Annotated in this window: 19 protein-coding genes; all 19 read left to right on the top strand. The window is 68.4% G+C overall.

Annotated features, from left to right (window positions below):
* Window position 1: 1 nt before the first annotated feature.
* The 19 genes from LTI14_RS00535 (at window position 2) to nrdR (ending at window position 23,834) form a co-directional block, all read left to right on the top strand.
* A complete protein-coding gene (locus tag LTI14_RS00535) occupies window positions 2–1,792 on the top strand; it encodes a peptidoglycan D,D-transpeptidase FtsI family protein (RefSeq protein WP_241464322.1) in 1,791 nt (596 codons plus the stop codon).
* Complete coding sequence (locus LTI14_RS00530; protein ID WP_241475225.1) at window positions 1,789–3,525, top strand: Mur ligase family protein; 1,737 nt, start codon at window positions 1,789–1,791, stop codon at window positions 3,523–3,525. Before LTI14_RS00535 ends, LTI14_RS00530 begins: the two co-directional genes overlap by 4 nt.
* A complete protein-coding gene (locus LTI14_RS00525; RefSeq protein WP_241464324.1) occupies window positions 3,522–5,024 on the top strand; it encodes a UDP-N-acetylmuramoyl-tripeptide--D-alanyl-D-alanine ligase in 1,503 nt (500 codons plus the stop codon). The genes LTI14_RS00530 and LTI14_RS00525 overlap by 4 nt, the downstream gene beginning before the upstream one ends.
* Window positions 5,021–6,124 (top strand): phospho-N-acetylmuramoyl-pentapeptide-transferase, encoded by a 1,104-nt coding sequence (mraY, locus tag LTI14_RS00520; protein ID WP_241469964.1) that lies wholly within the window; start codon window positions 5,021–5,023, stop codon window positions 6,122–6,124. The genes LTI14_RS00525 and mraY overlap by 4 nt, the downstream gene beginning before the upstream one ends.
* Window positions 6,106–7,695: a UDP-N-acetylmuramoyl-L-alanine--D-glutamate ligase gene (gene murD / locus LTI14_RS00515; RefSeq protein ID WP_446740362.1), complete on the top strand. Its 1,590-nt coding sequence runs from the start codon at window positions 6,106–6,108 to the stop codon at window positions 7,693–7,695. Before mraY ends, murD begins: the two co-directional genes overlap by 19 nt.
* Before the next feature lie 47 nt (window positions 7,696–7,742).
* Window positions 7,743–9,254, top strand: coding sequence for a putative lipid II flippase FtsW (gene ftsW / locus LTI14_RS00510; RefSeq protein WP_241475223.1), 1,512 nt, complete (start codon window positions 7,743–7,745; stop codon window positions 9,252–9,254).
* A 20-nt stretch (window positions 9,255–9,274) separates the two neighbouring features.
* Window positions 9,275–10,396: an undecaprenyldiphospho-muramoylpentapeptide beta-N-acetylglucosaminyltransferase gene (murG, locus tag LTI14_RS00505; protein WP_241475214.1), complete on the top strand. Its 1,122-nt coding sequence runs from the start codon at window positions 9,275–9,277 to the stop codon at window positions 10,394–10,396.
* 11 nt (window positions 10,397–10,407) lie between these two features.
* Entirely contained in the window at window positions 10,408–11,844 is a 1,437-nt protein-coding gene (gene murC, locus LTI14_RS00500) for a UDP-N-acetylmuramate--L-alanine ligase (RefSeq protein WP_241469961.1), read from the top strand.
* Window positions 11,841–12,686 carry a cell division protein FtsQ/DivIB gene (locus tag LTI14_RS00495; protein WP_241464329.1) on the top strand — a complete coding sequence of 282 codons (846 nt, stop codon included), beginning with the start codon at window positions 11,841–11,843 and terminating at the stop codon, window positions 12,684–12,686. The genes murC and LTI14_RS00495 overlap by 4 nt, the downstream gene beginning before the upstream one ends.
* 328 nt (window positions 12,687–13,014) lie before the next feature.
* Window positions 13,015–14,262 (top strand): cell division protein FtsZ, encoded by a 1,248-nt coding sequence (gene ftsZ / locus LTI14_RS00490; RefSeq protein ID WP_241464330.1) that lies wholly within the window; start codon window positions 13,015–13,017, stop codon window positions 14,260–14,262.
* Complete coding sequence (locus LTI14_RS00485; RefSeq protein WP_241475206.1) at window positions 14,259–15,089, top strand: polyphenol oxidase family protein; 831 nt, start codon at window positions 14,259–14,261, stop codon at window positions 15,087–15,089. Before ftsZ ends, LTI14_RS00485 begins: the two co-directional genes overlap by 4 nt.
* Window positions 15,090–15,098: 9 nt before the next feature.
* Entirely contained in the window at window positions 15,099–15,920 is an 822-nt protein-coding gene (locus LTI14_RS00480) for a YggS family pyridoxal phosphate-dependent enzyme (RefSeq protein ID WP_241475205.1), read from the top strand.
* 48 nt (window positions 15,921–15,968) lie between these two features.
* Window positions 15,969–16,619 (top strand): cell division protein SepF, encoded by a 651-nt coding sequence (locus LTI14_RS00475; protein WP_241464333.1) that lies wholly within the window; start codon window positions 15,969–15,971, stop codon window positions 16,617–16,619.
* 20 nt (window positions 16,620–16,639) lie between these two features.
* A complete protein-coding gene (locus LTI14_RS00470) occupies window positions 16,640–16,927 on the top strand; it encodes a YggT family protein (RefSeq protein WP_241464334.1) in 288 nt (95 codons plus the stop codon).
* 174 nt (window positions 16,928–17,101) lie between these two features.
* Window positions 17,102–18,010, top strand: coding sequence for a DivIVA domain-containing protein (locus tag LTI14_RS00465; RefSeq protein WP_241464335.1), 909 nt, complete (start codon window positions 17,102–17,104; stop codon window positions 18,008–18,010).
* 55 nt (window positions 18,011–18,065) lie between these two features.
* A complete protein-coding gene (locus LTI14_RS00460; RefSeq protein WP_241475203.1) occupies window positions 18,066–18,737 on the top strand; it encodes a signal peptidase II in 672 nt (223 codons plus the stop codon).
* Window positions 18,734–19,684 carry an RluA family pseudouridine synthase gene (locus LTI14_RS00455; protein ID WP_241469956.1) on the top strand — a complete coding sequence of 317 codons (951 nt, stop codon included), beginning with the start codon at window positions 18,734–18,736 and terminating at the stop codon, window positions 19,682–19,684. Before LTI14_RS00460 ends, LTI14_RS00455 begins: the two co-directional genes overlap by 4 nt.
* A gap of 2 nt (window positions 19,685–19,686) precedes the next feature.
* Complete coding sequence (dnaE, locus tag LTI14_RS00450; protein ID WP_241464338.1) at window positions 19,687–23,223, top strand: DNA polymerase III subunit alpha; 3,537 nt, start codon at window positions 19,687–19,689, stop codon at window positions 23,221–23,223.
* A gap of 107 nt (window positions 23,224–23,330) precedes the next feature.
* Window positions 23,331–23,834: a transcriptional regulator NrdR gene (nrdR, locus tag LTI14_RS00445; protein WP_241464339.1), complete on the top strand. Its 504-nt coding sequence runs from the start codon at window positions 23,331–23,333 to the stop codon at window positions 23,832–23,834.
* Window positions 23,835–24,004 lie beyond the last annotated feature (170 nt).

Here is a 24,004-nt window from a genome sequence, read left to right as displayed (position 1 = left end):
CATGGCAGCCGCTCAGAAGAAACGCGCAGAACGGGTCCTTTCGTTCCGGATGCGCATCGGACTCACCCTGATCCTGGTGATGCTGCTCCTGCTCGGAGGACGCCTCTTCCACGTGCAGGGCCTGGACCCTGCAGGAAACGCCCAGGCGGCGGTCTCCGAACGGCTGCGCAGCGTCCCGCTGCCCGCACACCGCGGGGACATCCTCGACACCGAAGGTCGAGTGCTCGCCGCCTCGGTGAACCGCTATGACCTGGTCGTCGACCAGGCGGTGGTGGAAGACTTCGAGCGCAGCGACGAGGCCACCGGGCTGCGCGAGGAGATCTCGGTGCAGGCCGGGATCGCCGAGCTCGGCGAGGTGCTGGATCGCAGCACCGAGGAGCTCACAGACCTCATCGTGGGCGAGAGCCGCTATTCGGTGGTGGCTCGATCACTGACGCCTGAGCAGAGCGAGCAGGCCGTGGACATCGGGCTCCCCGGCCTCTACGCCGAGCCGGTGTCCCAGCGCAGCTACCCGTCCGGCGCCGTGGCAGGTTCGATCATCGGATTCATGGGCGCTGACGGCCCCCTCGAAGGAATCGAAGCCGCCCAGGACGAGGCGCTCAGCGGCGTCGACGGGGAACGGATCTATGAGGTCGGCGGCGACGGCGTGCGGATTCCGGTGGCCACCTATGAGGAGCTCCCGGCCGAGGACGGCCAGGACGTCCGTCTGACCATCGATCAGGACCTGCAGTGGTTCGCCCAGGAGGCGATCGCGAAGAAGTCGAACCAGTACAACGCAGCCTGGGGCAATGCCACCGTCGTGGACCTCACCACTGGAGAGATCCTGGCCATGGCCGACTCCGAGACGGTCGATCCGGCCGAACCGGGAGAGACCGACGAGCTCTTCCGCCGACCGCTCGCGCTGACCCAGGACTTCGAACCAGGCTCCACCGGCAAGGCCATCACCTTCGCCATGGCGCTCGAGGAGGGGACGCTGAACCCCACCGACGGATTCACCGTGGACAACCGCTACGAGGTGGACGGCCAGACCATCAGCGACGCCACCCGCCACCCGACCCTGGACATGACGGCCGCAGGCATCTTCGCCCGCTCCTACAACACCGGCACCGTGATGATCGGCGGAGAGATCCCCGAAGAGACCCGGTACGACTACATGCGCCGGGTCGGCCTCGGCGAACCGCTCGACATCGGGCTCGGGACCGAAGCGAACTCGGTGCTGCGGCCCCCCGAGGAATGGGACGCCCGCCAGCACCTGACCACCCAGTTCGGGCAGGGCTACACGACCTCGGTGCTGCACAATGTGCAGGCTTTCCAGACCATGACCAACGGCGGAGTCGACGTCCCGCTGCGCCTGATCGACGCCTACGTCGACGCCGACGGCACCGAGCACCCGGTTCAGACCCAGCCGGGTGAGCGGATCTTCTCCGAGGAGACCTCCGCGGAGATGCTCCGGATGTTCGAAGGCGTGGTGGACTACGGAACCGGCGGCCAGGCCGCCGTCTCCGGATACCGCGTGGGCGGCAAGTCCGGGATCGCGGAGGCAGCCGGTGCTGGCGGAGGATTCGACGGCCACACCCAGTCCTTCATCGGAATGGCGCCGCTGGATGACCCGCAGTATCTGGTCTCCGTCACCGTGCACCGCCCGCAGGGCTACTGGCGTGACTGGGAGGTCACCGACACGTTCCGTGAGATCATGGCCTACGTGCTTAGCAGTTATGACGAGGCGCCCAGCGGGGCGGAGAGCGAGGCCTACGACGGCTTCGAAGGCGAGAATCAGGATCAGCCCTGGTGAGCGCGGTAGAGGCAGGGCTGAGTGTCGCGCAGCAGGACCGAGTCTTCCGTCCAGACGGCGTGCTCGGCACCAGTGTGGAAGAGCTCTTCGCCGAGCTCGCCAGCACCGGCTATGACCCGCTGGTCACCCCCGTGGGTCGTGCCGCAGGCGAGATCCGGCTCACCGGTGCCGCCATGGACCCCAAGGCCGTAGGCCCCGGGGACCTCTTCGTCGCGGTCTCCGGCTCCCGCGCTCATGGTGCTGACTTCGTGATGACCGCTCTGGACGGCGGGGCGGCAGCGATCCTCACCGACGTCGCCGGCGCCGAGAAGGTCCGCGAACGCGTGGGCTACCGCATCCCGGTCATCGAGGTGCGCCGCGTGCGCGAGGCGGCGGGCCCGTCGGCCGCGCTGATCTACGGCAACACCGCCACCTCCGGGCCGGCGCTCTTCGGGGTCACCGGCACCAATGGCAAGACCACCACCACCTACTTCCTGCGCTCCCTGCTGGACACGCTGCTGCGCCCGCACGAGCGCGCCACCGGCCTGATCGGCACCATCGAGATCGCCTCCGGTGCGGCGACCATCCCCTCGAAGATGACGACGCCGGAGGCCGTGCAGCTGCACAGCCTGATGGCGCTCTTCCGCGAGGCCGACGTCGCCGCCGCCGCGATGGAGGTCTCCTCCCACGCCATCTCCTATCAGCGCACCTCCGGGCTCTTCTACGCCGTGGCGGGCTTCACCAACCTCACCCAGGACCACCTGGACCTGCACGGGTCGATGGAGGAGTACTTCGCGGCCAAGTCGGCCCTGTTCGCCCGTCGCCGGACCCGCAGCAGCGTGGTCATCGTGGATGATCCCTGGGGCTGGCGGATGGCTGAGACCGCAACCGGCCACGTCGTGACGCTTGCCACCGCAGAGGTGCCGGACCCGACCGCGGACTGGAGCGTCACCGAGGTGACCCCGCATCTGCTCGGCAGCGCCTTCACGCTGCGCAACCGCCACACCGGGGAGAGCATCCGCTCCCGCACCGGGCTGCCCGGCCGGTTCAACGTCGCCAATGCGGCGCTGGCCGCCGTGATGGTGCTCACCGCCGATGAGTCCACCGCGCTCGGAGTCAGTCGCGACGAGATCGTCACCGCGCTCGAGCAGGCCGACCCCTTCACGATCAGCGTCCCAGGCAGGATGCAGGTGATCGGCACCGAGCCCGCCGCGATCGTCGACTTCGCGCACAACCCCGATGCCATGATCCGTACCCTCGAGGCCGCCGCGAGCACCTCGCGCGGGAAGACCATCCTGGTCGTCGGCGCCGCGGGGGAGCGTGACAGCGCCAAGCGCCCGCTGATGGGCGCCATCGCGGTGCGCATGGCCGATCACGTGATCATCAGCGACGACGATCCGCACGGCGAGGACCCCGCGCAGATCCGCGCCGGGCTCCTGGAGGGCGCCCGTGAGGCCCTGGCCGAAGAGGATCTGGACACCACGTTGGAGGAGATCTCGCCGCGACTCGACGCGATCACCCGCGCCGTGGCGGTGGCCGAGCCCGAGGACACCATCATCCTCGCGGGACGCGGACATGAGGTCCACCAGGACTTCGCCGGGACGAAGCACCCGATCGACGACCGGGTGGAGCTGGCCCGGGCGCTGCGCCTGCGCGGATTCCCCACCGCCGACGATGCTCCGCAGACCGAGTCCGCTCCGAACACCGACAAGACCCACAGCCTTTCCACAGCAGAAGGAGGCGACAAGGCATGATCGAACTCTCAGCCGAAGAGATCGCCGAGATCACCGCAGGGACCCTGCGCGGCGTCCCTGACCCCGCCGCGGTCCGCGTGCGCCACGCGGACACCGACTCGCGCAGCATGGTCGCGGACTCGCTGTTCATCGCCAAGCCCGGGGAGACCACCGACGGTCACCGCTTCATCGACGTCGCCCTCGCCGCCGGCGCCACCCTCGTGCTGGCCGAGCGCGAGACCCAGACCCCACACGGAGCCCCGCATCCCAGCGTGATCGTGACCGACGTGGTCACCGCCATGGGACAGATCGCCGCGGCGATCCTCGACCGGGTGCGCGCCCATTCGGCCACCACCGTCATCGGCATCACCGGGTCCGCCGGCAAGACCACCACCAAGGACCTGCTGAAGTCGATCCTCGAGCCCGAGGGCCCCACCGTGGCGCCCCAGGGCTCCTACAACGGCGAGGTCGGAGTCCCGCTGACCATCTTCACCGCTGAGCTGGACACCCGGTACGTGGTCGTGGAGATGGGCGCAGACGCCCCCGGCAACATCCGCGAGCTCGCGGAGATGGTCCGCCCCGACATCGGGGCGGTGCTCATGGTCGGATCCGCCCATGCCGGCAAGTTCGGCGGCGCGGACAAGATCGCCGCCGTCAAGGCGGAGCTCGTCGAGGAGATCAGCGCCACCGGCGCCGTCGTGCTCAACCGCGACGACGCCCAGGTCGCCCCCATGGCGAAGGCCGCGAAGGCTCCGATCACCTGGTTCAGCGAAGACACCGGCCAGGAGACGGGTCCGGACGCCGGTCAGGCCGCCGGCGGTGACCACGCCGCCGGGACCCCGGACCAGGTGCGCGCTGTGGACCTCAGCCTCGACGAGGCCGGGCACCCGAGGTTCCAGCTGCGCTTCACCGAGTCCGGCGAAGAGTTCCCGCTGGTCTCCGGCCTCACCGGCGCCCACCACGTCTCCAACCTCCTTGCCGCGGCGGCCTGCGCGCTGCGCGCAGGCGTCGCCCCTCACGCCATCGCCGAGCGGCTGAACGGGCTCGGCCCGGCGAGCCGCTGGCGGATGGAACGCACCGAGCGCGCCGACGGGGTCACCCTGATCAACGACGCCTACAACGCCAACCCCGAATCCATGCGGGAGGCGCTGCGCACCCTGGCGATGCTCACCAGACCCGGTCAGGGCCGCCCGGCACGCCGCTCGGTGGCCGTGCTCGGCGCGATGCTCGAGCTCGGCGACGTCTCCATCCCCAAGCACACCCAGCTGGGGGAGACCGTGGTGCGGCTGAACATCGACAAGACCCTGGTGGTGGGCGATCTGGCCTACCCGCTCTACCGCGGCGCCATCGCGGAGGGAAGCTGGGGCTCTGAGGTGCACTGGGTCGCCACGGTCGAGGAGGCCGAGGCCTACCTGGACCAGGAGCTCGCTCCCGGTGACATCGTGCTGTTCAAATCCTCCAACAGCGCAGGGCTTAGACTCCTGGGTGACAAGATCGCCGCAAAGGAAGGGGCCCTGTGATCGCTGTAGTCATCGGTGCCGTCTTCGGCCTGGGACTCACCCTCGTCGGGACGCCGTTGTTCATCCGCTTCCTGGTGAAGCGAGGATACGGCCAGTTCATCCGTGACGACGGCCCCACCACCCACCATGTGAAGCGCGGCACGCCCACGATGGGCGGAGCGGTCATCATGATGGCCGTGGTCGCCGCGTACCTGCTGACCCACCTGCTGCTGAGCATCACCGGCGACACCGCCGGACCGACAGCCTCCGGGCTGCTGCTGCTGATGCTGATGGTCGGCATGGGCCTCGTCGGCTTCGCCGATGACTTCGCGAAGATCAGCAGGAAGCAGTCGCTGGGACTGACGCCCTGGCGCAAGATCGCCGGGCTGGTCGCCGTCGGTGTGCTCTTCGCCGTGCTGGCGCTGAACTTCCCCGACGCCGACGGGCTGACCCCTGCCTCGACGAACATCTCCTTCGTCCGCGAGACGGTGCTCGACCTGGCCTTCGCCGGCCCGATCATCGGCATGATCCTCTTCGTGATCTGGGCGAACCTGATCGTCACCGCGACCACCAATGGCGTGAACCTCACCGACGGCCTCGACGGGCTCGCCACGGCGGCCACGGCAATGGTGACGGCCGCCTACACGATCATCTCGATCTGGCAGTTCAACCAGGCCTGCGGCAGCCGCAGCGCCGTGGAGAGCGTCTGCTACCAGGTGCGCGACCCGATGGACATGGCCATGATCGCCGCGATCATCACCGGCGCGCTGATCGGCTTCCTCTGGTGGAACACCTCACCGGCGAAGATCTTCATGGGCGACACCGGCTCCCTCGCCCTCGGCGGCGCTCTGGCCGGCTTCGCGATCCTGACCCATACCCAGCTGCTCTTCGTGATCCTGGGCGGGCTCTTCGTGCTGATCACCCTCTCGGTGATCATCCAGGTCGGCTACTTCAAGTTCTCCGGCGGCAAGCGGGTGTTCCTGATGGCCCCGCTGCAGCACCATTTCGAGCTCAAAGGCTGGGCAGAGGTCACCGTGGTGGTCAGGTTCTGGATCATCGGCGCCCTCGCCGTGGGCATCGGTCTGGCCGTCTTCTACGGCGAATGGGTGATCCGTCAGTGAGCGTGTCCGACTCTCAGGACCCACAGCACGCGCAGCACCAGAATTCCCGGCAGCCGCAGATCCGCCCCGAGCTTCGCGGCTGGGACGGCCCCTGGAAGGGACTGCGCGCGATGGTCACCGGGCTCGGCGTCTCGGGATTCGCCGCCGCCGACACCTTGGCCGAGCTGGGCGCGCGCGTCGTCGTCGTCGATGGAACCGATGCACCCAAGACGCGCCGCGACGCCGAGACGCTGCGGCTGGTCGGCGTGAGTCAGATCCTGCTCGGCAAGGAGCACCTCTCCGAGCTGCCGCTGCTCGACGGTGAGCCCGTCGAGCTCGTGGTCACCTCTCCGGGCTGGCGGCCCGACTCTGCGCTGATCAGTGCGGCGCGCACCGCCGGGATCCCGGTCCTCTCCGAGGTGGAGCTGGCCTGGCGGCTCGGACCCCGCCCGGGCGCCACGAAGCCCAGCTGGCTCGTGGTCACCGGCACCAACGGCAAGACCACCACCGTCACGCTGCTGGAGTCGATGCTGATCCACGACGGTCAGCGCGCCATCGCCTGCGGCAACATCGGGGTGCCGGTGCTCGACGCGATCCGCGATCCGGAAGGCTATGACGCCCTGGCCGTGGAGCTCTCCAGCTTCCAGCTCGAATACACCGAGCTGCTCTCCCCGCTGGCCTCAGCGGTGCTCAACATCGCCGAGGACCATGTCGACTGGCACGGCAGCTTCGAGGACTACCGCGCGGCGAAGGCCAAGATCTACGAGAACACCGAGCTGGCCTGCGTCTACAACGCAGACCAGCGGGTCACCGAGGACATGGTCGCCGAGGCCGACGTCCAGGAGGGATGCCGAGCCATCGGCTTCACCACCGGAGCCCCCGGACCCTCGATGCTCGGCGTGGTCGATGACCTGCTGGTGGACCGAGCGTTCCTGGCCGATCGCGCGCACCAGGCGCTGGAACTGGCGGAACTTGCCGACTTCGGCCCGCTCGCCCCGCAGCACCTCATCGCCAATGCCCTTGCCGCCGCCGCCCTGGCGCGCGCCGCCGGCGCCGCACCGGACGCGATCCGAGCGGCCGTGCAGGCCTACGAGGCCGGTGATCACCGCATCCAGCCGGTGGCGAAGGCCGACGACGTGCTCTGGATCAACGACTCCAAGGCCACCAACCCACATGCCGCCGCGGCCTCGCTGCGCAGCTTCACCGATGTCATCTGGATCGCTGGGGGACTGCCCAAAGGGGTGGTCTACGACGAACTCGTCCGGGAGATCGCCCCACGGCTGCGGCAGGTGATCCTGATCGGCACCGACTCCTCCCAGCTGAGGTCCAGCCTCGAGCGACACGCGCCGGGAGTCCCGGTGATCGGTGGACGCCTGCGGGAGGATGAGAGGCGCAGCGAGTTGGACGCGTCGCTGGCGGGTGAGGACGGGGTGCGCGCGATGCGGACCGCCGTCGCCGAAGCCGCCAAGGCGCTTGCGCCGCACCACACGGTGCTGATGGCCCCGGCGGCTGCCTCGATGGACCAGTTCGCCTCCTACGCAGCCCGCGGGGAAGCATTCATCGAAGCAGTGGCAGAGCTCATGACCGATTGATCGCAGACGTGGAGCCCCGCAGGGGACTTCACCAGGAGGAGGACTGGATGGACAAGCGGAGACCTCGAGTCCCAGCCTCCCCCGAACAGCGCAGGTCCCAGCTTCGCGCCGTGGACGACCAGACCGACCCGGGCGAAGGGCCTGTCGAACCGACGGCTGAGCGGCGCGTGCATCGATCGACTGCGGCCAAGACCTCCACTGCCAAGGGCCCCGCCGCCAAGACCTCCGCCGCCAAGACCTCCACCGCGAAGACCTCCACTGCCAAGGGCCCCGCCGCGGACACCCGGGACGCCGACACCTCCGACGGCGCCGCAGGTCGGCGCTGGAAGGCGGAGCGGGCGGACTCCCGGCAGAACCGGGTCCAGCGCTTCTGGAGCTTCCTGGAGATCGGGAACCCCTACACCACGTTCTGGCTGATCCTCGGCTCCACCCTCGCCCTCTCGATCATCGGGCTGACCTTCGTGCTGTCCTCGACCTCGGTGGATCCGACCGGGGGAGCCTTCACCACAGCGACCCGCCAGGCCACCTGGGCGGCCATCGGGCTCGTCGGCATGCTGGTCATGATGGTCCTGCCCACCCGCTGGCTGCGCGCCATCGGCTGGTTCCTGATGCTGCTCTCCGCCGTCCTGCTCGCCCTGGTCGCGTTCACCCCGCTGGGCCATACCGGCGGCGGCTCGACGAACTGGCTCCGGATCGGACCGGTCCAGGGACAGCCCTCCGAGGTCGCCAAGCTGGGCCTGGTGATGTGGGGCGCCGCGGTGCTGGCCAAGAAGGGCCGGCTGCTCTCCCAGTTCGCGCACTGGGTCACTCCCTTCGTGGCTCCCGGTGCCCTCTCGGTCCTGGTCCTGGTGCTCGCCGGCGGCGACCTGGGCACCAGCCTGATCATCATCCTGATCGTCGGGACGCTGCTCTTCGCCGCCGGGGTCGCCATGCGGTACTTCGTGATCGCGGCCAGCCTCGCCGCGGTGATGGTGGCGCTGCTGATGCTGGTGACGCCCTACCGCATGATGCGGGTCTGGGCGTGGCTCGGGGTCAACTGCGACCACCCCACCGATCCCTGTCACCAGATGCAGCAGGGCTACTACGCGCTGGCCTCGGGCGGCTTCTGGGGCGTCGGCCTGGGCCAGTCGCGGCAGAAATGGGACTACATCCCCGAGGTCCACAACGACTTCATCTTCACCATCATCGGAGAGGAGCTGGGACTGCTCGGCACCCTCACGGTGCTGGGCCTCTTCGCGGTGCTCGCCGTGGGGATGTTCCGCGTGGCCTACAACACGAACGACCAGTTCACCCGACTGGTCTGCCTCGGGGTCATCGCCTGGATCAACGGTCAGGCCTTCATCAACATCGGCATGGTCACCGGGCTGCTCCCGGTGGTGGGCGTGCCGCTGCCGTTCATCTCCTACGGCGGCTCGGCGCTGACCGTGACCCTGATCGCCGTCGGGGTGGTGCTGAACTTCGCCCGCAGGCAGCGCCTGGACGGCCGACCCCGGCCTCGCCGGAGCAGCTCCCCGTCGAAGGCCACCAAAACCTCCCACCGAAACCCCATGTCCGTCTGATGGCTGCCGAAGGAAAATCCATGAATGAGCTCTCCATAGTTCTCGCAGGCGGGGGAACCGCCGGGCACGTCAGCCCGATGCTGGCAGTCGCCCGGGCCCTCGATCGCCTCGCCCCCGAGGTCCGCCAGACCGTCATCGGCACCGCCGCCGGACTCGAGACCCGGCTGGTCCCCGAGGCCGGCTACCGACTGGAGACCATCGACAAGGTCGCCATGCCCCGGCGGCCCTCCCGTGACATGCTGCGCTTCCCCTCCCGCTTCGGGCAGGCCGTGCGCGACGCCGCCGGGATCCTCCGCGCCGAGCAGGCCGACGTGGTCATGGGCGTCGGCGGGTACGTGTGCACCCCGGTGTTCGTCGCGGCCCGCCGGCTGGGCATCCCCGTGGTCATCCACGAGGCCAACGCTCGCCCCGGTCTGGCGAACAAGCTGGGCCACCGGTTCGCCGCCTTCACCGGCGTCGCCTTCGAAGGCACCCCGCTGAAGGGCTCCGAATGGGTGGGCATGCCGATGGCCCGAGAGATCTCCCAGCTCGACCGCGCCCAGCAGCGGGAACAGGCCCGCAAGGCCCTGGGCCTGGACCCGGAGAAGGTCACCCTGGTGATCACCGGCGGCTCCTCCGGGGCGCTGTCGCTGAACAACTCGATCAAGGCGGCGCTGACCGATCTGCTCGCCACCGGGGCCCAGGTGCTGCACCTGACCGGCCGGGACAAGGCGCTCACCGGTGAGCACGGTGCGCTGATCCAAGCCCCCGGCTACCACCAGCGGGAATACCTCGACGGCATGGAGCTCGCCTACGCCGCCGCGGACCTCATCATCGCCCGCGCCGGCGCCGCCACGGTGAGCGAGGTCGCCGCCGTGGGGCTTCCCGCGATCTTCGTGCCGCTGCCGGTGGGCAACGGCGAGCAGGAGCTCAACGCCCGCGAACTTGTCGCCGCAGGCGGCGCCCTGCTGGTCAAGGACGAACATTTCAACAAGTCCTGGATCCGGCGCAACATCGTTCCGCTGCTCGAGGACCCGCAGCTGCTGGCCACCATGGAGCAGCAGTCGGCCTCGCGCGGGATCACCGATGCCGACGACCGGATGGCCCGCGCCACCCTCGCCGCCGCCGGCCACCCGATGAGCAAGTCCGAGACCGCGAAGTGACCCTGCCTCCCATGAATCCTGCTCACGCCGCGGAGCCCACCGCCCGGCCCAGCTCCGCTGAACCTCCCGCCGCCGGACTCGGGCACGTCCACTTCCTGGGGCTCGGCGGAGTGGGCGTCTCCGCCGTCGCACGCCTGATGGCCGCCGACGGCGTGCCGATCTCCGGCACCGACGCCAAGGAGCTCCCCGTGCTCGAGGAGTTCCGTCGCGGCGGCGCCGCCGTGCAGGTGGGCTACCGCGCCGAGAACCTGGCCGCCGCCGAGGAACAGCTGGGCCACCCCATCACCGCGGTGATCGCCTCCTCGATCGCCGCTGCCGGCAATCCCGAATACGACGAGGCCGTGCGCCGCGGCCTGCCGGTGCTGCACCGCTCGCAGGGTCTGGCGGCGCTGATGCGGACCCGCCGCGCCGTCGCCGTCGCGGGCACCCACGGCAAGACCACCACCTCCTCGATGGCCACCGTGCTGCTGGAGCAGGCCGGACTCTCCCCGACCTTCGCCGTCGGCGCCAACGTCGCCGGACTCGGCGTCAACGCCGCGGCGGGCACCGGGGAGTGGTTCATCGCCGAAGCCGACGAGTCCGACGGCTCGCTGCTGAACTACGCCCCAGAGGTCGGTGTGGTCACCAATGTCGAAGCCGACCACCTCGATCACTACGGCACCGCGGAGGCGGTGGAGCAGGTCTTCGTGGACTTCACCGAGCGGATCACCGACGGCGGGGCGCTGATCATCTGCGCCGACGACTCCGGTGCCCGCGAACTGCTGGCGAAGGTGGAGCAGCCGCTGGCCGCCCGCGGCGTGAGCATCACCAGCTACGGCACCCGCGAGGACGCCGACCTTCGGCTGAGCAGCGTCACCCGCGACGGCGGGGTGGTGCGTGAGGGCGCCGAGGAGGCGCTGCTGCGCCTGGCGGTGCCCGGAGTGCACAATCAGCTCAATGCCCTGGCCGCCATCGCGGTGGGGCGCCGAGCCGGACTCTCGCTGGGAACCAGCGTCGCGGCCGTCTCGCACTTCCAAGGCACCTCGCGCCGCTTCGAGCTGCGCGGAGAGGTCTCCGGGGTGCGCGTCTACGACGACTACGCCCATCACCCCACCGAGGTCGCCGCCGTGCTCCAGGCCGCGCGCGCCTCGCTGACCGCTGCTGACGGGCAGGTCCATGTGATCTTCCAGCCGCACCTGTTCAGCCGCACCGCCGCCTTCGCCGCTGACTTCGGGACTGCGCTGACCGCGGCGGACACCGTGGCGGTGCTGGAGATCTACCCGGCCCGGGAGGAGCCCATCGAGGGCGTCACCGCCGCCCTGCTGGGGCACCCGGTGCGCAGCGTCGCCGAAGCCGTCGACGCCGTGGCCTCGGCCGCCCGTCCAGGAGACCTGATCATGACCCTCGGCGCCGGTGACGTCACCGCATTGGGCGCAGACGTCCTCCGCGCGCTCACGGAGCGCCGATGAGGCTGCGGTTCCCTCGCCGCGCCCCGGACCACGACAAGCCCTCCGACGCGGACCACGATGAGTTCTCCGACACGGACGACGATGAGTTCGGTGACGCGTCCCCGCTGGACTTCCCCGAGCCTGCCGCCGTCATCGGCAGGCGGCGCCGCCGCCGACGGATCCTCGCCCTGCTGATCAGCCTCGCGGTGCTGCTCGGCGTGGTGGCCACCCTCTACTTCTCCCCGCTGCTGGTGGTGCGCGCGATCGCGGTTCAGGACAACGACCTGCTCACCGATCAGCGCGCCCAGGAGCTGCTGGCGCCGCTGCACGGCAGGCCGCTGGCTCAGGTCAGTCAGCGCGACGTCGAGCGGCTGCTGCAGGACGAGCGCGCGGTCGACGAGGTGATCGTCGCCGCCCGGCTCCCCGAGGGCCTGGACATCGTGGTGATCGAACATCCCCCGGTGGCAGAGGTCCACGTGGGGGAGGAGATCCTCTTCTACAGCCAGGAGGGAGAGCTGATCAGGACCTTCGACGAGTCCCAGGCCGAGGATGCGCAGGGCTACGCCACCCCGGTGATCTCCGCGGAGGCCGCCCTGGAGAACGAGGCGGTCTTCCAGACCATCGTCTCGGTGCTGGGCCAGCTGCCCGAGGGCGCCCGCGAGTCGCTGGAGTCCGCCACCGCGGAGTCTCGGGATTCGGTGCAGCTTGAGCTGCAGGACGGGCGGACCGTCGTCTGGGGCGACGACCAGCGCGGGGACGAGAAGGCCACGGTGCTTGAAGCGATCCTGGGCTCCTCGGCGGGCGAGTTCGAGGGCGTCGAGGTGCTCGACATCTCAACTCCGAGCGCGCCGGTGACGCGCTAGGCGCGTGTGGCGCGTAGGCTTATGACCGAAAAGGACATCAGACAGGGACTGCCTACCTGGGATCCCCTAAGGTTCAAGTAAAGCTTGAACCTTGCTGTTGGTTCGCAGGCAACAGAACAATGTCTCAGGTACGGAGGCTCCCGTCCGCTGAAGAGCCGCTGCGACGTCACGGGTTGCCGCCCATGATTGAACCGATGTACCCGCGAATGACATCGGCACGATCAGGTGGCCCGAGACGGGTGAAGACAGTGAGGAGTCGCGCTGCGGCTCACTCAGCGACGGGGGTCTCCGTACATTTGAGACCAGAGACGAGCAAGGGACACACAACGTGGCATCACCGAACAACTACCTGGCCGTGATCAAGGTCGTCGGCATCGGTGGCGGCGGCGTCAACGCCGTCAACCGCATGATCGACGTCGGTCTCCGTGGCGTGGAATTCATCGCCATCAACACTGACGCGCAGGCGCTGCTGATGAGCGACGCCGACGTGAAGCTCGACGTCGGCCGAGAGCTGACCCGTGGACTGGGAGCCGGTGCCAACCCTGAGGTCGGCCGCCAGGCCGCCGAGGACCACTCCGAGGAGATCGAAGAGGTCATCCGCGGCGCCGACATGGTGTTCGTCACCGCAGGCGAAGGCGGCGGCACCGGAACCGGCGGCGCCCCCGTGGTCGCCCGGATCGCCCGCTCGCTCGGCGCGCTGACCATCGGCGTGGTCACCCGCCCGTTCACCTTTGAGGGCCGCCGGCGCGCCGGCTCGGCCGAAGAGGGCATCGAACAGCTCCGCGACGAGGTCGACACGCTCATCGTGATCCCCAACGACCGGCTGCTCTCGATCTCGGACAAGAACGTCTCGGTCCTGGACGCCTTCCGCTCCGCGGACCAGGTGCTGCTCTCCGGCGTGCAGGGCATCACCGACCTGATCACCACACCGGGCCTGATCAACCTCGACTTCGCCGACGTGAAGTCGGTCATGCAGGGTGCCGGCTCCGCCCTGATGGGCATCGGCTCGGCCAACGGTGAGGACCGTGCGGTGAAGGCCGCGGAGCTCGCCATCGCCTCGCCGCTTCTGGAAGCCTCCATCGACGGCGCACACGGTGTCCTGCTCTCCATCCAGGGCGGCTCGGATCTCGGACTCTTCGAGATCAACGAGGCCGCCAGGCTGGTCCAGGAGGTCGCCCACCCGGAGGCCAACATCATCTTCGGCGCCGTCATCGACGACGCCCTCGGTGACGAGGCTAGGGTGACGGTCATCGCCGCCGGCTTCGACCAGGTCGACGCCACCTCCCGTCCCGCGCAGCCGCTGCAGAACCAGGCGCCTGCTCGCAGCGTCGGCTCCGCAGCCCCGCCCGCGCGCACCGCCCCGCCCGTCCCCGGAACCGTGCCCGGCACGATCCCGATGGGCGGCTCAGGTGCTGCACGCTACGCCGGCTCCCAGGACACCGCACCTCAGCAGCGGTTCGACCCCTCGCGTCGTCGTCATGAGAACGAGGAGCAGCAGGACATCCCGGACATCGTCGAGTCGGACTACACCGGAGGTCGCAACGACGACCTCGATGTGCCTGACTTCCTGAAGTGACCTCGGCCCCCACGAACAAGGGGGCCAGGTCCGCTGTGTCCCCGTCGCCGTTCTGGTGGCGGGGCCACGCCGGTGACTCCGTGCAGCTGGGCTTCACCTCGGTGGATGCCGGGAATCTGGCGCGTCACGCAGGTTCCCAGCAGCGGGTCTCCGAGGATCGCCGCCGTCTCGAGGCGGCGATGGGCGTGCCAGCGGGGTCCCTGCGCTTCCTGAACCAGGTCCACTCCGCAGACGTGCTCGACGCCGAGGCCGCGGCCTCCACGCAGGACGGCGTCAGCTCCGCCCCGGTGCCCACCGGGGATGCCTGGGTCTGCGCCGACGGCTCGGTGCCGCTGGCGATCATGGTCGCCGACTGCCTGCCGGTGCTGCTCTACGGGCAGCGCGCCGGCAGCGATCCCGAGCATCAGGTTCCGGTGACAGCTGCGGCCCACGCCGGGCGTCCAGGCCTGCTGGCCGGGGTCCTGGAGAACACCGTGGCCGCCATGCGGGAGCGCGGCGCCGTCGCGATCACCGCGTGGATCGGCCCGGGAGCCTGCGGCGCCTGCTACGAGATTCCAGAACCGATGGTCGCCGAGGTCTCCCGTGACCGTCCCGCCATCGCCTCCACCACCAGCTGGGGCACCAGTGCGCTGAACCTGCGCGCCGAGGCCCAGGCCGTCCTCGCCCAGCAGGGAGTCACCGTCGAGGACCTCGCCGGCTGCACCCTCGAGGACGACTCGCTCTTCTCCCATCGCCGAGAGCCTGACCGCGGACGGTTCGCCGGTGTGATCTGGATGCCAGCATCCTCATCCCGGTCAGGATCCCCGGCAGAGCTCCCGGCTCGATAGGCTCTCCTCGTGCAGACCAGACCAGATCCCGCCGGCCCAGATCCCGCCGGCCCAGACCCCGCTTCCACGGATTCGGCCACCGACCCCGCAGCCCGCGACCCCGCAGCCCAGGACCCGCGGAGCGAGGAGCTCGCAGCGAACCTCGCGGCGGTCCACGCCCGGATCGACCGGGCGATGGCCGCCGTCGGACGCCAGGATCGGCCGAAGCTCATCGTGGTCACCAAGTTCTTCCCCGCCGCGGATGTGCTCAGGCTGTACCGGCTGGGCGTTCGCGACGTCGGCGAGAACCGCGATCAGGAGGCCGCCGCCAAGGCCGCGGAGGTCACACAGCTGCTCGGCGGTGACACGGACGCCCTGCACTGGCATTTCATCGGCCAGCTGCAGTCCAACAAGGCCCGCTCGGTCCTCGGCTACGCCGATCACCTGCACTCGGTGGACCGGTCGTCCCTGCTGAAGGCGCTGGTCAAGGTCGCACCTGCAGCGGATGCGCCGCCGCTGACCTGCCTGATCCAGGTGGACCTGCGTGACCCCGTGCCGGCCGACGGCAGGGGAGGGGCGGACCCCGCGTCGATCCCCGCGCTGGCCGCCGGGATCGCTGAGGCACCGGGGCTTGAGCTCGGCGGACTCATGGCTGTCGCGCCCCTGGATGAGCCGGCCGCACCGGCCTTCGGCCGACTTGCGCAGCTCTCCGCCGAACTGCAGGACGCCCACCCTCAGGCGCACATGATCTCCGCCGGAATGAGCGGTGACCTGGAGGAAGCGGTGGCCCACGGTGCGACACACCTGCGGGTCGGTCGAGATGTCCTGGGTGAGCGTCCGCTTCAGCGATAGTCTCGAGACCGCGCAGTGACAAATCAACCTTTCCTCAGGAGAACCCTCATGGCCGGTGCCTTCAAGAAGACCATGATCTACCTCGGCCTCGCCGACGGAGACGACTACAGCGAGGACAGCTTCTCCAAGGAGCCCTCCTCCACGACCCGCAGCCCCCAGGGCTCGGCCTCCGAGCCCAGCTCGGTGAGCCGCAGCTCCTCCATGGCGGCCTCGGTCCGCGAGACCCCGGCGCCGACGAGCGCCACCTCCTCCGCGCGCGGAAACGAGGTCGTCTCCCTCGGCATCGACCACGCCGACGACAGCTCACACACAGGCCAGTACAACAGCTCCAACTTGGCAGTGGACCCGGACTACCGTGCTCCGGTCACCCCGATCAAGCGAGCCCCCTCATCCCGGGATGAAAGTTCACCGATGCGAAAAATCACCACCGTTCACCCGCGCTCCTACAACGACGCGAAGGTCATCGGCGAGTCCTTCCGGGACAACATCCCGGTGATCATGAACGTCACCGACATGGGAGAGGCCGAGGCCAAGCGACTGGTGGACTTCTCCGCCGGGCTGGTCTTCGGCATGGGCGGATCCATCGAGCGTGTCACCAACAAGGTGTTCCTGCTGACCCCGAAGAACATCGAGGTGCTGGCTGAAGAGCGCGCCGCCGCAGAGACCCCGTCCTCGGCCCAGTTCTTCAACCAGAGCTGAACCAAGTACGCTTCTGAGCTGTGGATCTCTTAACCGCGCCCCTGTACCTGCTGCTGACCATCTACCAGTTCGCTCTGGTGGTCCGCATCGTCTTCGACCTCACCCAGCAGTATGCCCGCAGCTGGCGACCCAAGGGCTTCGCGCTCATGATCGCCGTCGGGGTCTACACCATCACCGACCCGCCGATCCGCTGGATCCAGCGCAAGGTGCCGCCGCTGAACCTGGGCGGAGTGTCCCTGGACATGGGATTCCTGCTGGTGTTCCTGGTCGTGGTGATCGCGAAGATGGTGCTGCGCGGATTCGCCTGACCCGAAGGTACCTCGCGGGCGAGCGTCCAGCACTGCGCCGTTGGACGGACCTCGACGCGTGAAAGCCGCACTTGAAGGTTGTAGTCGAAGGCAACGAATCGCAATGGGTATCCTGATGGATGACCCAAAGTCCAGCTTCACAGCTTCCCCAGCCACTCGATGAGGTGACACCGCATGGCCCTGACCCCCGATGACCTCCTGAACAAGGAATTCCCCGAGACCAAGTTCCGTCCCGGTTACGACAAGGACGAGGTCGATGACTTCCTTGACGAGGTGGTCGTCGAATGGCGGCGCCTGGCCCAGGAGAACGAGGAGCTCACCGCCAAGGTCGCGGCTCTTGAGGAACAGCTCGAGGAGAACCCGGCGAACCTGGAGCCCGATGAGCTCAAGGATGCGGGCCTCTCGGGCTACGCCGGCACCACCTCGACGATGACCGGCTCCGCGGACCCCAGCACCGAAGAGCACGAGCTCAGCGCCGACTCATCGGTCACCGCGCACCCCGAGTACGCGCTCGGAACCCGCCCCGCACAGGAGCGTCCCGTGGCCGCGGAGCCCGCTGCGAGCGACCAGGCCACCTCCGCCACCGGCGTGCTCGCCATGGCGCAGCAGCTGCATGACCAGTACGTCTCCGAGGGGGAGCAGACCCGCGCGGCCTACATCGCCGAGGGCGAGGCCAGGCGCACCGAATACATCACCGAAGGTGAGCAGACCCGCAGCGCCTACATCGCCGAGGGCGAAACCACCCGGGATGCCTACATCGCCGAGGGTGAGACCCGCCGCGACGAGCTGGTCAGCACCGCAGAGGCCACTCACGCCCAGCTGCTGGCCGAGGCCGAGCGCCGCCGCAACGAGATCGTCACCGAGGCCGAGACCCGCGCCGAGAACGTGATCGAAGAGGCGGAGCTGACCTCGACCCGCACGCTGAACGCGCTGGAGCGCAAGAAGGCCGACCTGGAGTCCAAGGTCGGCGAGCTGACCAGCTTCGAGCGGGACTACCGAGCCCGGCTCAGGGACTACATCGAAGGTCAGCTGGCAGATCTGAACAGTCGCGGCTCCATCGAGAAGGAAGCCACCGTCAACTGATCCAGCTCCTCGACGCCGAGCGCTCAGGGTGACACCTGACCTGTAGAATCCAACGGTGTCGAAACAGCTCTCAGATGACCATCAGCGGTCCATGCGAACCCCGTCCCGCCGAACTGCGCTCATCGTGGCAGCGGCCCTGGCGGTGTTCGCCTGGGCCGCTGATCAGTTAACGAAGGTGTGGGTCGAAACCACGATGACCCTGGGGGAGCGGACCGAGGTGCTGCCCCCGGTGCTCTACTGGCGCTACCACCTGAACCCGGGTGCCGCCTTCTCCATGGGCACCGACTACACCTGGGTGTTCACGCTGATCATGATCGCGGTGCTCGGCTATGTGGTCTTCAAGAGCCGCGACCTCGGCGGCTCCTGGCTCTGGACGCTGGGCCTGGGCGGGCTCGCCGGCGGAGTCGCCGGCAACCTCACCGACAGGATCTTCCGCGACCCCTCCCTGAACGGGGAAGGGATCAGCACCTTCGGTCAGGGCCACGTGGTGGACTTCATCGCCGTGCCGAACTTCGCGATCTTCAACATCGCCGACTCCTTCATCGTGTGCTCGATCATCGCGATCTGCACGATGATGGTCTTCGGGCTGAACCTCGACGGCACCCGGGAACAGAGCGGGAAGATGTCTGACACCGCGAACACCGGCACGGCGAACACCGACACCCGGAAATCTGACCACCGGAAGTCTGACACCGCGAACATCGACGCTGCGGAGACCGACGCATGAGCACCCAGGACATCGCAGTGCCCGCAGAGCTCGACGGCGGCCGCGCCGACGCCGTGCTGGCCACCCTCTTCGAGGTCTCCCGCACGGACACCACCCAGTGGCTCAAGGACGGGCGGGTCACCTGGGCGCAGGACCGCACCCAGGGGCGCTCCGCCGGGCGGACGGTGAAGAAGTCTGACCGGCTTGCCGCCGGCACCGAGCTCGCCGTCGTCGTGCCCGAGAAGCATGACCCCTTGGAGGTGAGGATCGAAGCTGTGGAAGACATGACCCTGTTGCACCAGGACACCGAGATCGTGGTGGTGGACAAGCCCGTCGGCGTGGCCGCGCATCCCTCACCCGGCTGGACCGGGCCCACCGTGATCGGGGGCCTGCTCGCCGCCGGGGTGGAGATCTCCACCTCCGGGGCCCAGGAGCGCCGCGGGATCGTGCACCGCCTCGACGTGGGCACCTCCGGGGTGATGGTGGTGGCCAAGACCGAGCACGCCTACACCCTGCTCAAGGACGCCTTCCGCCAGCGCACCACCCATAAGAGCTACCACGCGCTGGTCCAGGGGCTGCCCGATCCGGTGGACGGGACCATCGACGCCCCCATCGGCAGGCACCCCGGACACGACTGGCGGTTCGCGGTGCTCGACGGCGGCCGTGAGTCCCGCACCCACTACCGGCTGCAGCAGGCCTATGGCCGGGCCAGCCTGATGGACGTCACGCTGGAGACCGGCCGGACCCACCAGATCCGGGTCCACTTCTCCGCGCTGGGCCACCCCTGCGCGGGAGACCTCACCTACGGCGCCGACCCGCAGCTGGCCGCCGATCTCGGACTGACCCGGCAGTGGCTGCACGCGGTGGAGCTCGGGTTCCACCACCCCGGCAACGGCGACTGGGTGAGCTACCGCACCGACTACCCCGCGGACCTGGCCCAGGCCCTCGAGATCCTGGAGAACGGCTGAGCATGGCAACCACCGGCGATTTCGTCCACCTGCACAACCACACCGAGTACTCGATGCTCGACGGCGCCGCGAAGATCGGGGAGCTCTTCGAACAGACCCAGAATCTCGGCATGCCCGCAGTGGCCACCACTGACCATGGGTTCCTCTTCGGCGCCTACGAGTTCTGGAAGACTGCCCAGAACTACGACGTGAAGCCGATCATCGGACTCGAGGCCTACCTGTCTCCGGGCACGCATCGCTCCGACCGCACCCGGGTGAAATGGGGCGACGGGGTCATCGGGGAGAAGGACGTCTCCGGCGGCGGCGCCTACACGCACATGACCATGTGGGCGGAGAACACCACCGGGATGCACAACCTCTTCCGGATGGGCTCGCTGGCCTCCCTGGAAGGCTACTTCTACAAGCCGCGGATGGACCGGGAGCTGCTGGAGACCTACGGCAAGGGGATCATCGCCACCACCGGCTGCCCCTCCGGAGAGATCCAGACCCGGCTGCACCTGGGCCAGTACGAGGAGGCGAAGAAGGCCGCCGGGGAGTACCAGGACCTCTTCGGGCGGGAGAACTTCTACTGCGAGCTGATGGACCACGGCCTGGACATCGAGCGCAAGGTCAAACAGGACCTGATCAAGCTCGCCCGCGAGCTGAACATGCCGATGGTCGCCACCAACGACCTGCACTACACCCACCAGCATGACCACAAGGCCCACGGGGCGCTGCTGTGCGTGCAGTCGAACTCCACCCTGGATGACCCGAACCGGTTCAAGTTCGGCTCCGAGGAGTTCTACCTCAAGTCCGCCGCCGAGATGCGCGACCTCTTCCGCGACTTCCCCGACGCCTGCGACAACACCCTGGCCATCGCCGAGCGCTGCCAGGTCGAGTTCAACGAGTCCGCCTCCTACATGCCCCGGTTCCCGGTGCCCGATGGAGAGTCCGAGGAGTCCTGGTTCATCCAGGAGGTCGAGAAGGGTCTGCACTACCGGTTCCCGAACGGCATCCCGGACGAGGTGCGCAAGCAGGCCGAGTACGAGATCGGCGTCATCACCCAGATGGGCTTCCCGGGCTACTTCCTGGTCGTGGCCGACTTCATCACCTGGGCCAAGGAGCAGGGCATCCGAGTGGGTCCGGGCCGCGGTTCCGGGCCCGGCTCGATGGTCGCCTTCGCGATGCGCATCACCGACCTCAACCCGCTGCAGCACGGGCTGATCTTCGAGCGCTTCCTCAACCCCGACCGCGTCTCCATGCCCGACTTCGACGTCGACTTCGATGACCGTCGGCGCTCCGAGGTCATCCAGTACGTGGTCAACAAATACGGCGACGAGCGCGTGGCCATGATCGTCACCTACGGCACGATCAAGTCCAAGCAGGCGCTGAAGGACTCCGCCCGGGTCATGGGGGAACCCTTCTCCACAGGCGACCAGCTGACCAAGAAGATGCCGCCCGACGCCATGGGCAAGCCGATGCCGCTGGGTGACATCTACGAGTCCAAGTCGGCCCGGTACTCCGAGGCCGCCGAGATGCGGGAGTTCGTCGACTCGGACCCACGGATGAAGGAGATCTTCAACCTCGCCTCCGGGCTGGAGGGGCTGAAGCGCCAGTGGGGCGTGCACGCGGCAGGGGTGATCATGTCCAGCGACCCGCTGATCGACATCATCCCGATCATGAAGCGCGAGCAGGATGGCGCGATCATCACGCAGTTCGACTATCCGATCTGCGAAAACCTGGGTCTGATCAAGATGGACTTCCTGGGTCTGCGCAACCTCACGATCATCTCCGACTGCCTGGAGAACATTCAGCTCAACAAGGGCATCGAGCTCGACCTGGAGAACCTCGAGCTCACCGACCGGGCCGCCTATGATCTGCTGGCCCGCGGAGACACCCTGGGAGTCTTCCAGCTCGACGGCGGCGGCATGCGCTCGCTGCTGCGACTGATGCGCCCGGACAACTTCGAAGACATCTCGGCCGCCCTGGCGCTCTACCGCCCGGGGCCGATGGGTGCGAACTCGCACACCAACTATGCGCTGCGCAAGAACGGGCATCAGGACGTCAGCCCGATCCACCCGGAGCTGGAGGAGCCGCTGCTCGAGATCCTGGGCACCACCCACGGGCTGATCGTCTACCAGGAGCAGGTCATGGCCATCGCGCAGAAGGTCGCCGGCTACTCGCTGGGCCAGGCCGACATCCTGCGCCGCGCCATGGGCAAGAAGAAGAAATCCGAGCTGGACAAGCAGTACGTGAACTTCTCTTCCGGCATGGAGTCCCACGGCTACTCCGCCCCGGCGATCAAGGCGCTGTGGGACGTGCTGCTTCCGTTCTCCGACTACGCCTTCAACAAGGCCCACACCGCCGCCTACGGGCTGATCGCGTATTGGACCGCCTATCTCAAGGCCAACTACCGTGCCGAGTACCTGGCCGCCCTGCTCACCTCGGTGGGTGAGAACCGCGACAAGCTCGCGCTCTACCTCTCCGAGTGCCGCCGCATGGGTGTCACGGTGACCTCCCCGAGCATCAACGAGTCCGCGCTGACCTTCACCCCGGTCGGTGACGACACCATCCGCTTCGGCATGGGCGCGGTGCGCAACGTCGGGTCCAACGTGGTCGCCGGGATGGTCTCCGCGCGGGAGGAGAAGGGCCGCTACGAGACCTTCGCCGACTTCCTGAAGAAGGTGCCGATGCAGGTGTGCAACAAGCGCACCGTCGAATCGCTGATCAAGGCCGGCGGATTCGACGAGCTCGGGCACACCCGGCGGGCGCTGGTGACCATCCACGAGCAGGCCATCGACCAGGCGATCTCGGAGAAGAAGGGCTCCCAGGCCTATGAGACCGACCTCTTCGGCAGCGCCGACATGGAGCTCGGAGACTCGCTCTCGGTCAGCGTCCCCGACCTGCCGGAGTGGGAGAAGATGGACAAGCTCTCCTTCGAGCGCGAGATGCTCGGCCTCTATGTCTCTGACCATCCGCTCCAGGGCCTGGAACGGGTCCTGGCCCACCATGCGGATCGCTCCATCTCCTCGGTGATGGGGGAGGACGGCCCGGCCGACGGCGCCGGGATCACGATCGCCGGGATGATCACCTCGCTGCAGCGCCGGGTGGCGAAGTCCTCGGGAAACCCCTACGCACGCGCCGAGATCGAGGACATGGCCGGCACCATCGAGGTGATGTTCTTCGGCAAGACCTATCAGGCGGTCTCGATGATCCTGGCCGAGGACCTGGTGGTCTCGGTGAAGGGTCAGATCGACCGGCGTGAGGACGGCAGCGTCACGCTCAAGGCCATGGACGTGACCGTGCCGGAGATCAATGAGGACGGCAACGCCGGGCCCGTCGTCGTCTCCGTCTCGTCCCAGCGGGCCTCGGAACACCTGGTCATGGAGCTGGGACGGACCCTGCGCGCGCATCGCGGCAACAGCGACGTGCACGTGCGGCTGCTCTCTGGGGACAAGATCGAGCTCATGCGGCTGGGCCACGAGTACCAGGTCAGTCCCTCGCCGGCGCTCTTCGGGGATCTCAAGGTGCTGCTCGGCCCAGGCTGCCTGGAGCTCTGAGCGGACTGAGCCACCCGGTCGGCGCCAGCAGACGCAGGCCGACAGCGTCACAACATCTTGTGGTCGAAGATTTGAAGCACACTATATGTGGTGGGTAGACTCGGGGCATGTACTGCCCCTATTGCCGCCATGACTCCTCCCGAGTCGTCGACTCCCGCATGCTCGATGATGGCTCCGGCATCCGGCGACGTCGGCAGTGCCCGCAGTGCTCCAAGCGGTTCACCACCATGGAGACCACCAGCCTGAACGTGATCAAGCGCTCCGGAGCGGCCGAGCCCTTCGATCGGTCCAAGGTGATCAACGGCGTCCGCAAGGCGTGCCAGGGCAGGCCGGTCTCCAACGATGACCTCGCCGTGCTGGCCCAGGAGGTGGAGGAGAACATCCGCGCCGCGGGCAACGCCGAGGTGGATGCCAACGACGTCGGGCTCGCGATCCTCGGCCCGCTGCGCCGCCTGGACGTGGTCGCCTATATGCGTTTCGCCTCGGTGTACCGCGGGTTCGATTCGCTGCAGGACTTCGAGAACGCGATCGCGGAGCTGCGCCGCGAGGAGCTGCACGGACCTTCAACCTCAGGTGCAACCGTGGTGCAGCCCAGATTCGGATTCCGTTAGACTCAAGTCTGTACCGGTGGCGGTCTCTTCTGGGGAAGGTTGAGAGCGCCACCGGTCTTTTCATCCCCGGTGATGGTCCCGCCCTGCCGTGCGGTGCAGGACTCACCGCAGGCCCGCGCAGAACCTCCTGCGGGAGACCCCGGACGCACGGATGGTCCGGAGAGAACCCC

It is taken from the genome of Nesterenkonia sp. YGD6, assembly GCF_022565895.1.
Classification (GTDB): domain Bacteria; phylum Actinomycetota; class Actinomycetes; order Actinomycetales; family Micrococcaceae; genus Nesterenkonia.
The sequence above is the reverse complement of the archived record's forward strand: the minus strand, read 5'-3'. Positions and strand labels throughout refer to the sequence as shown.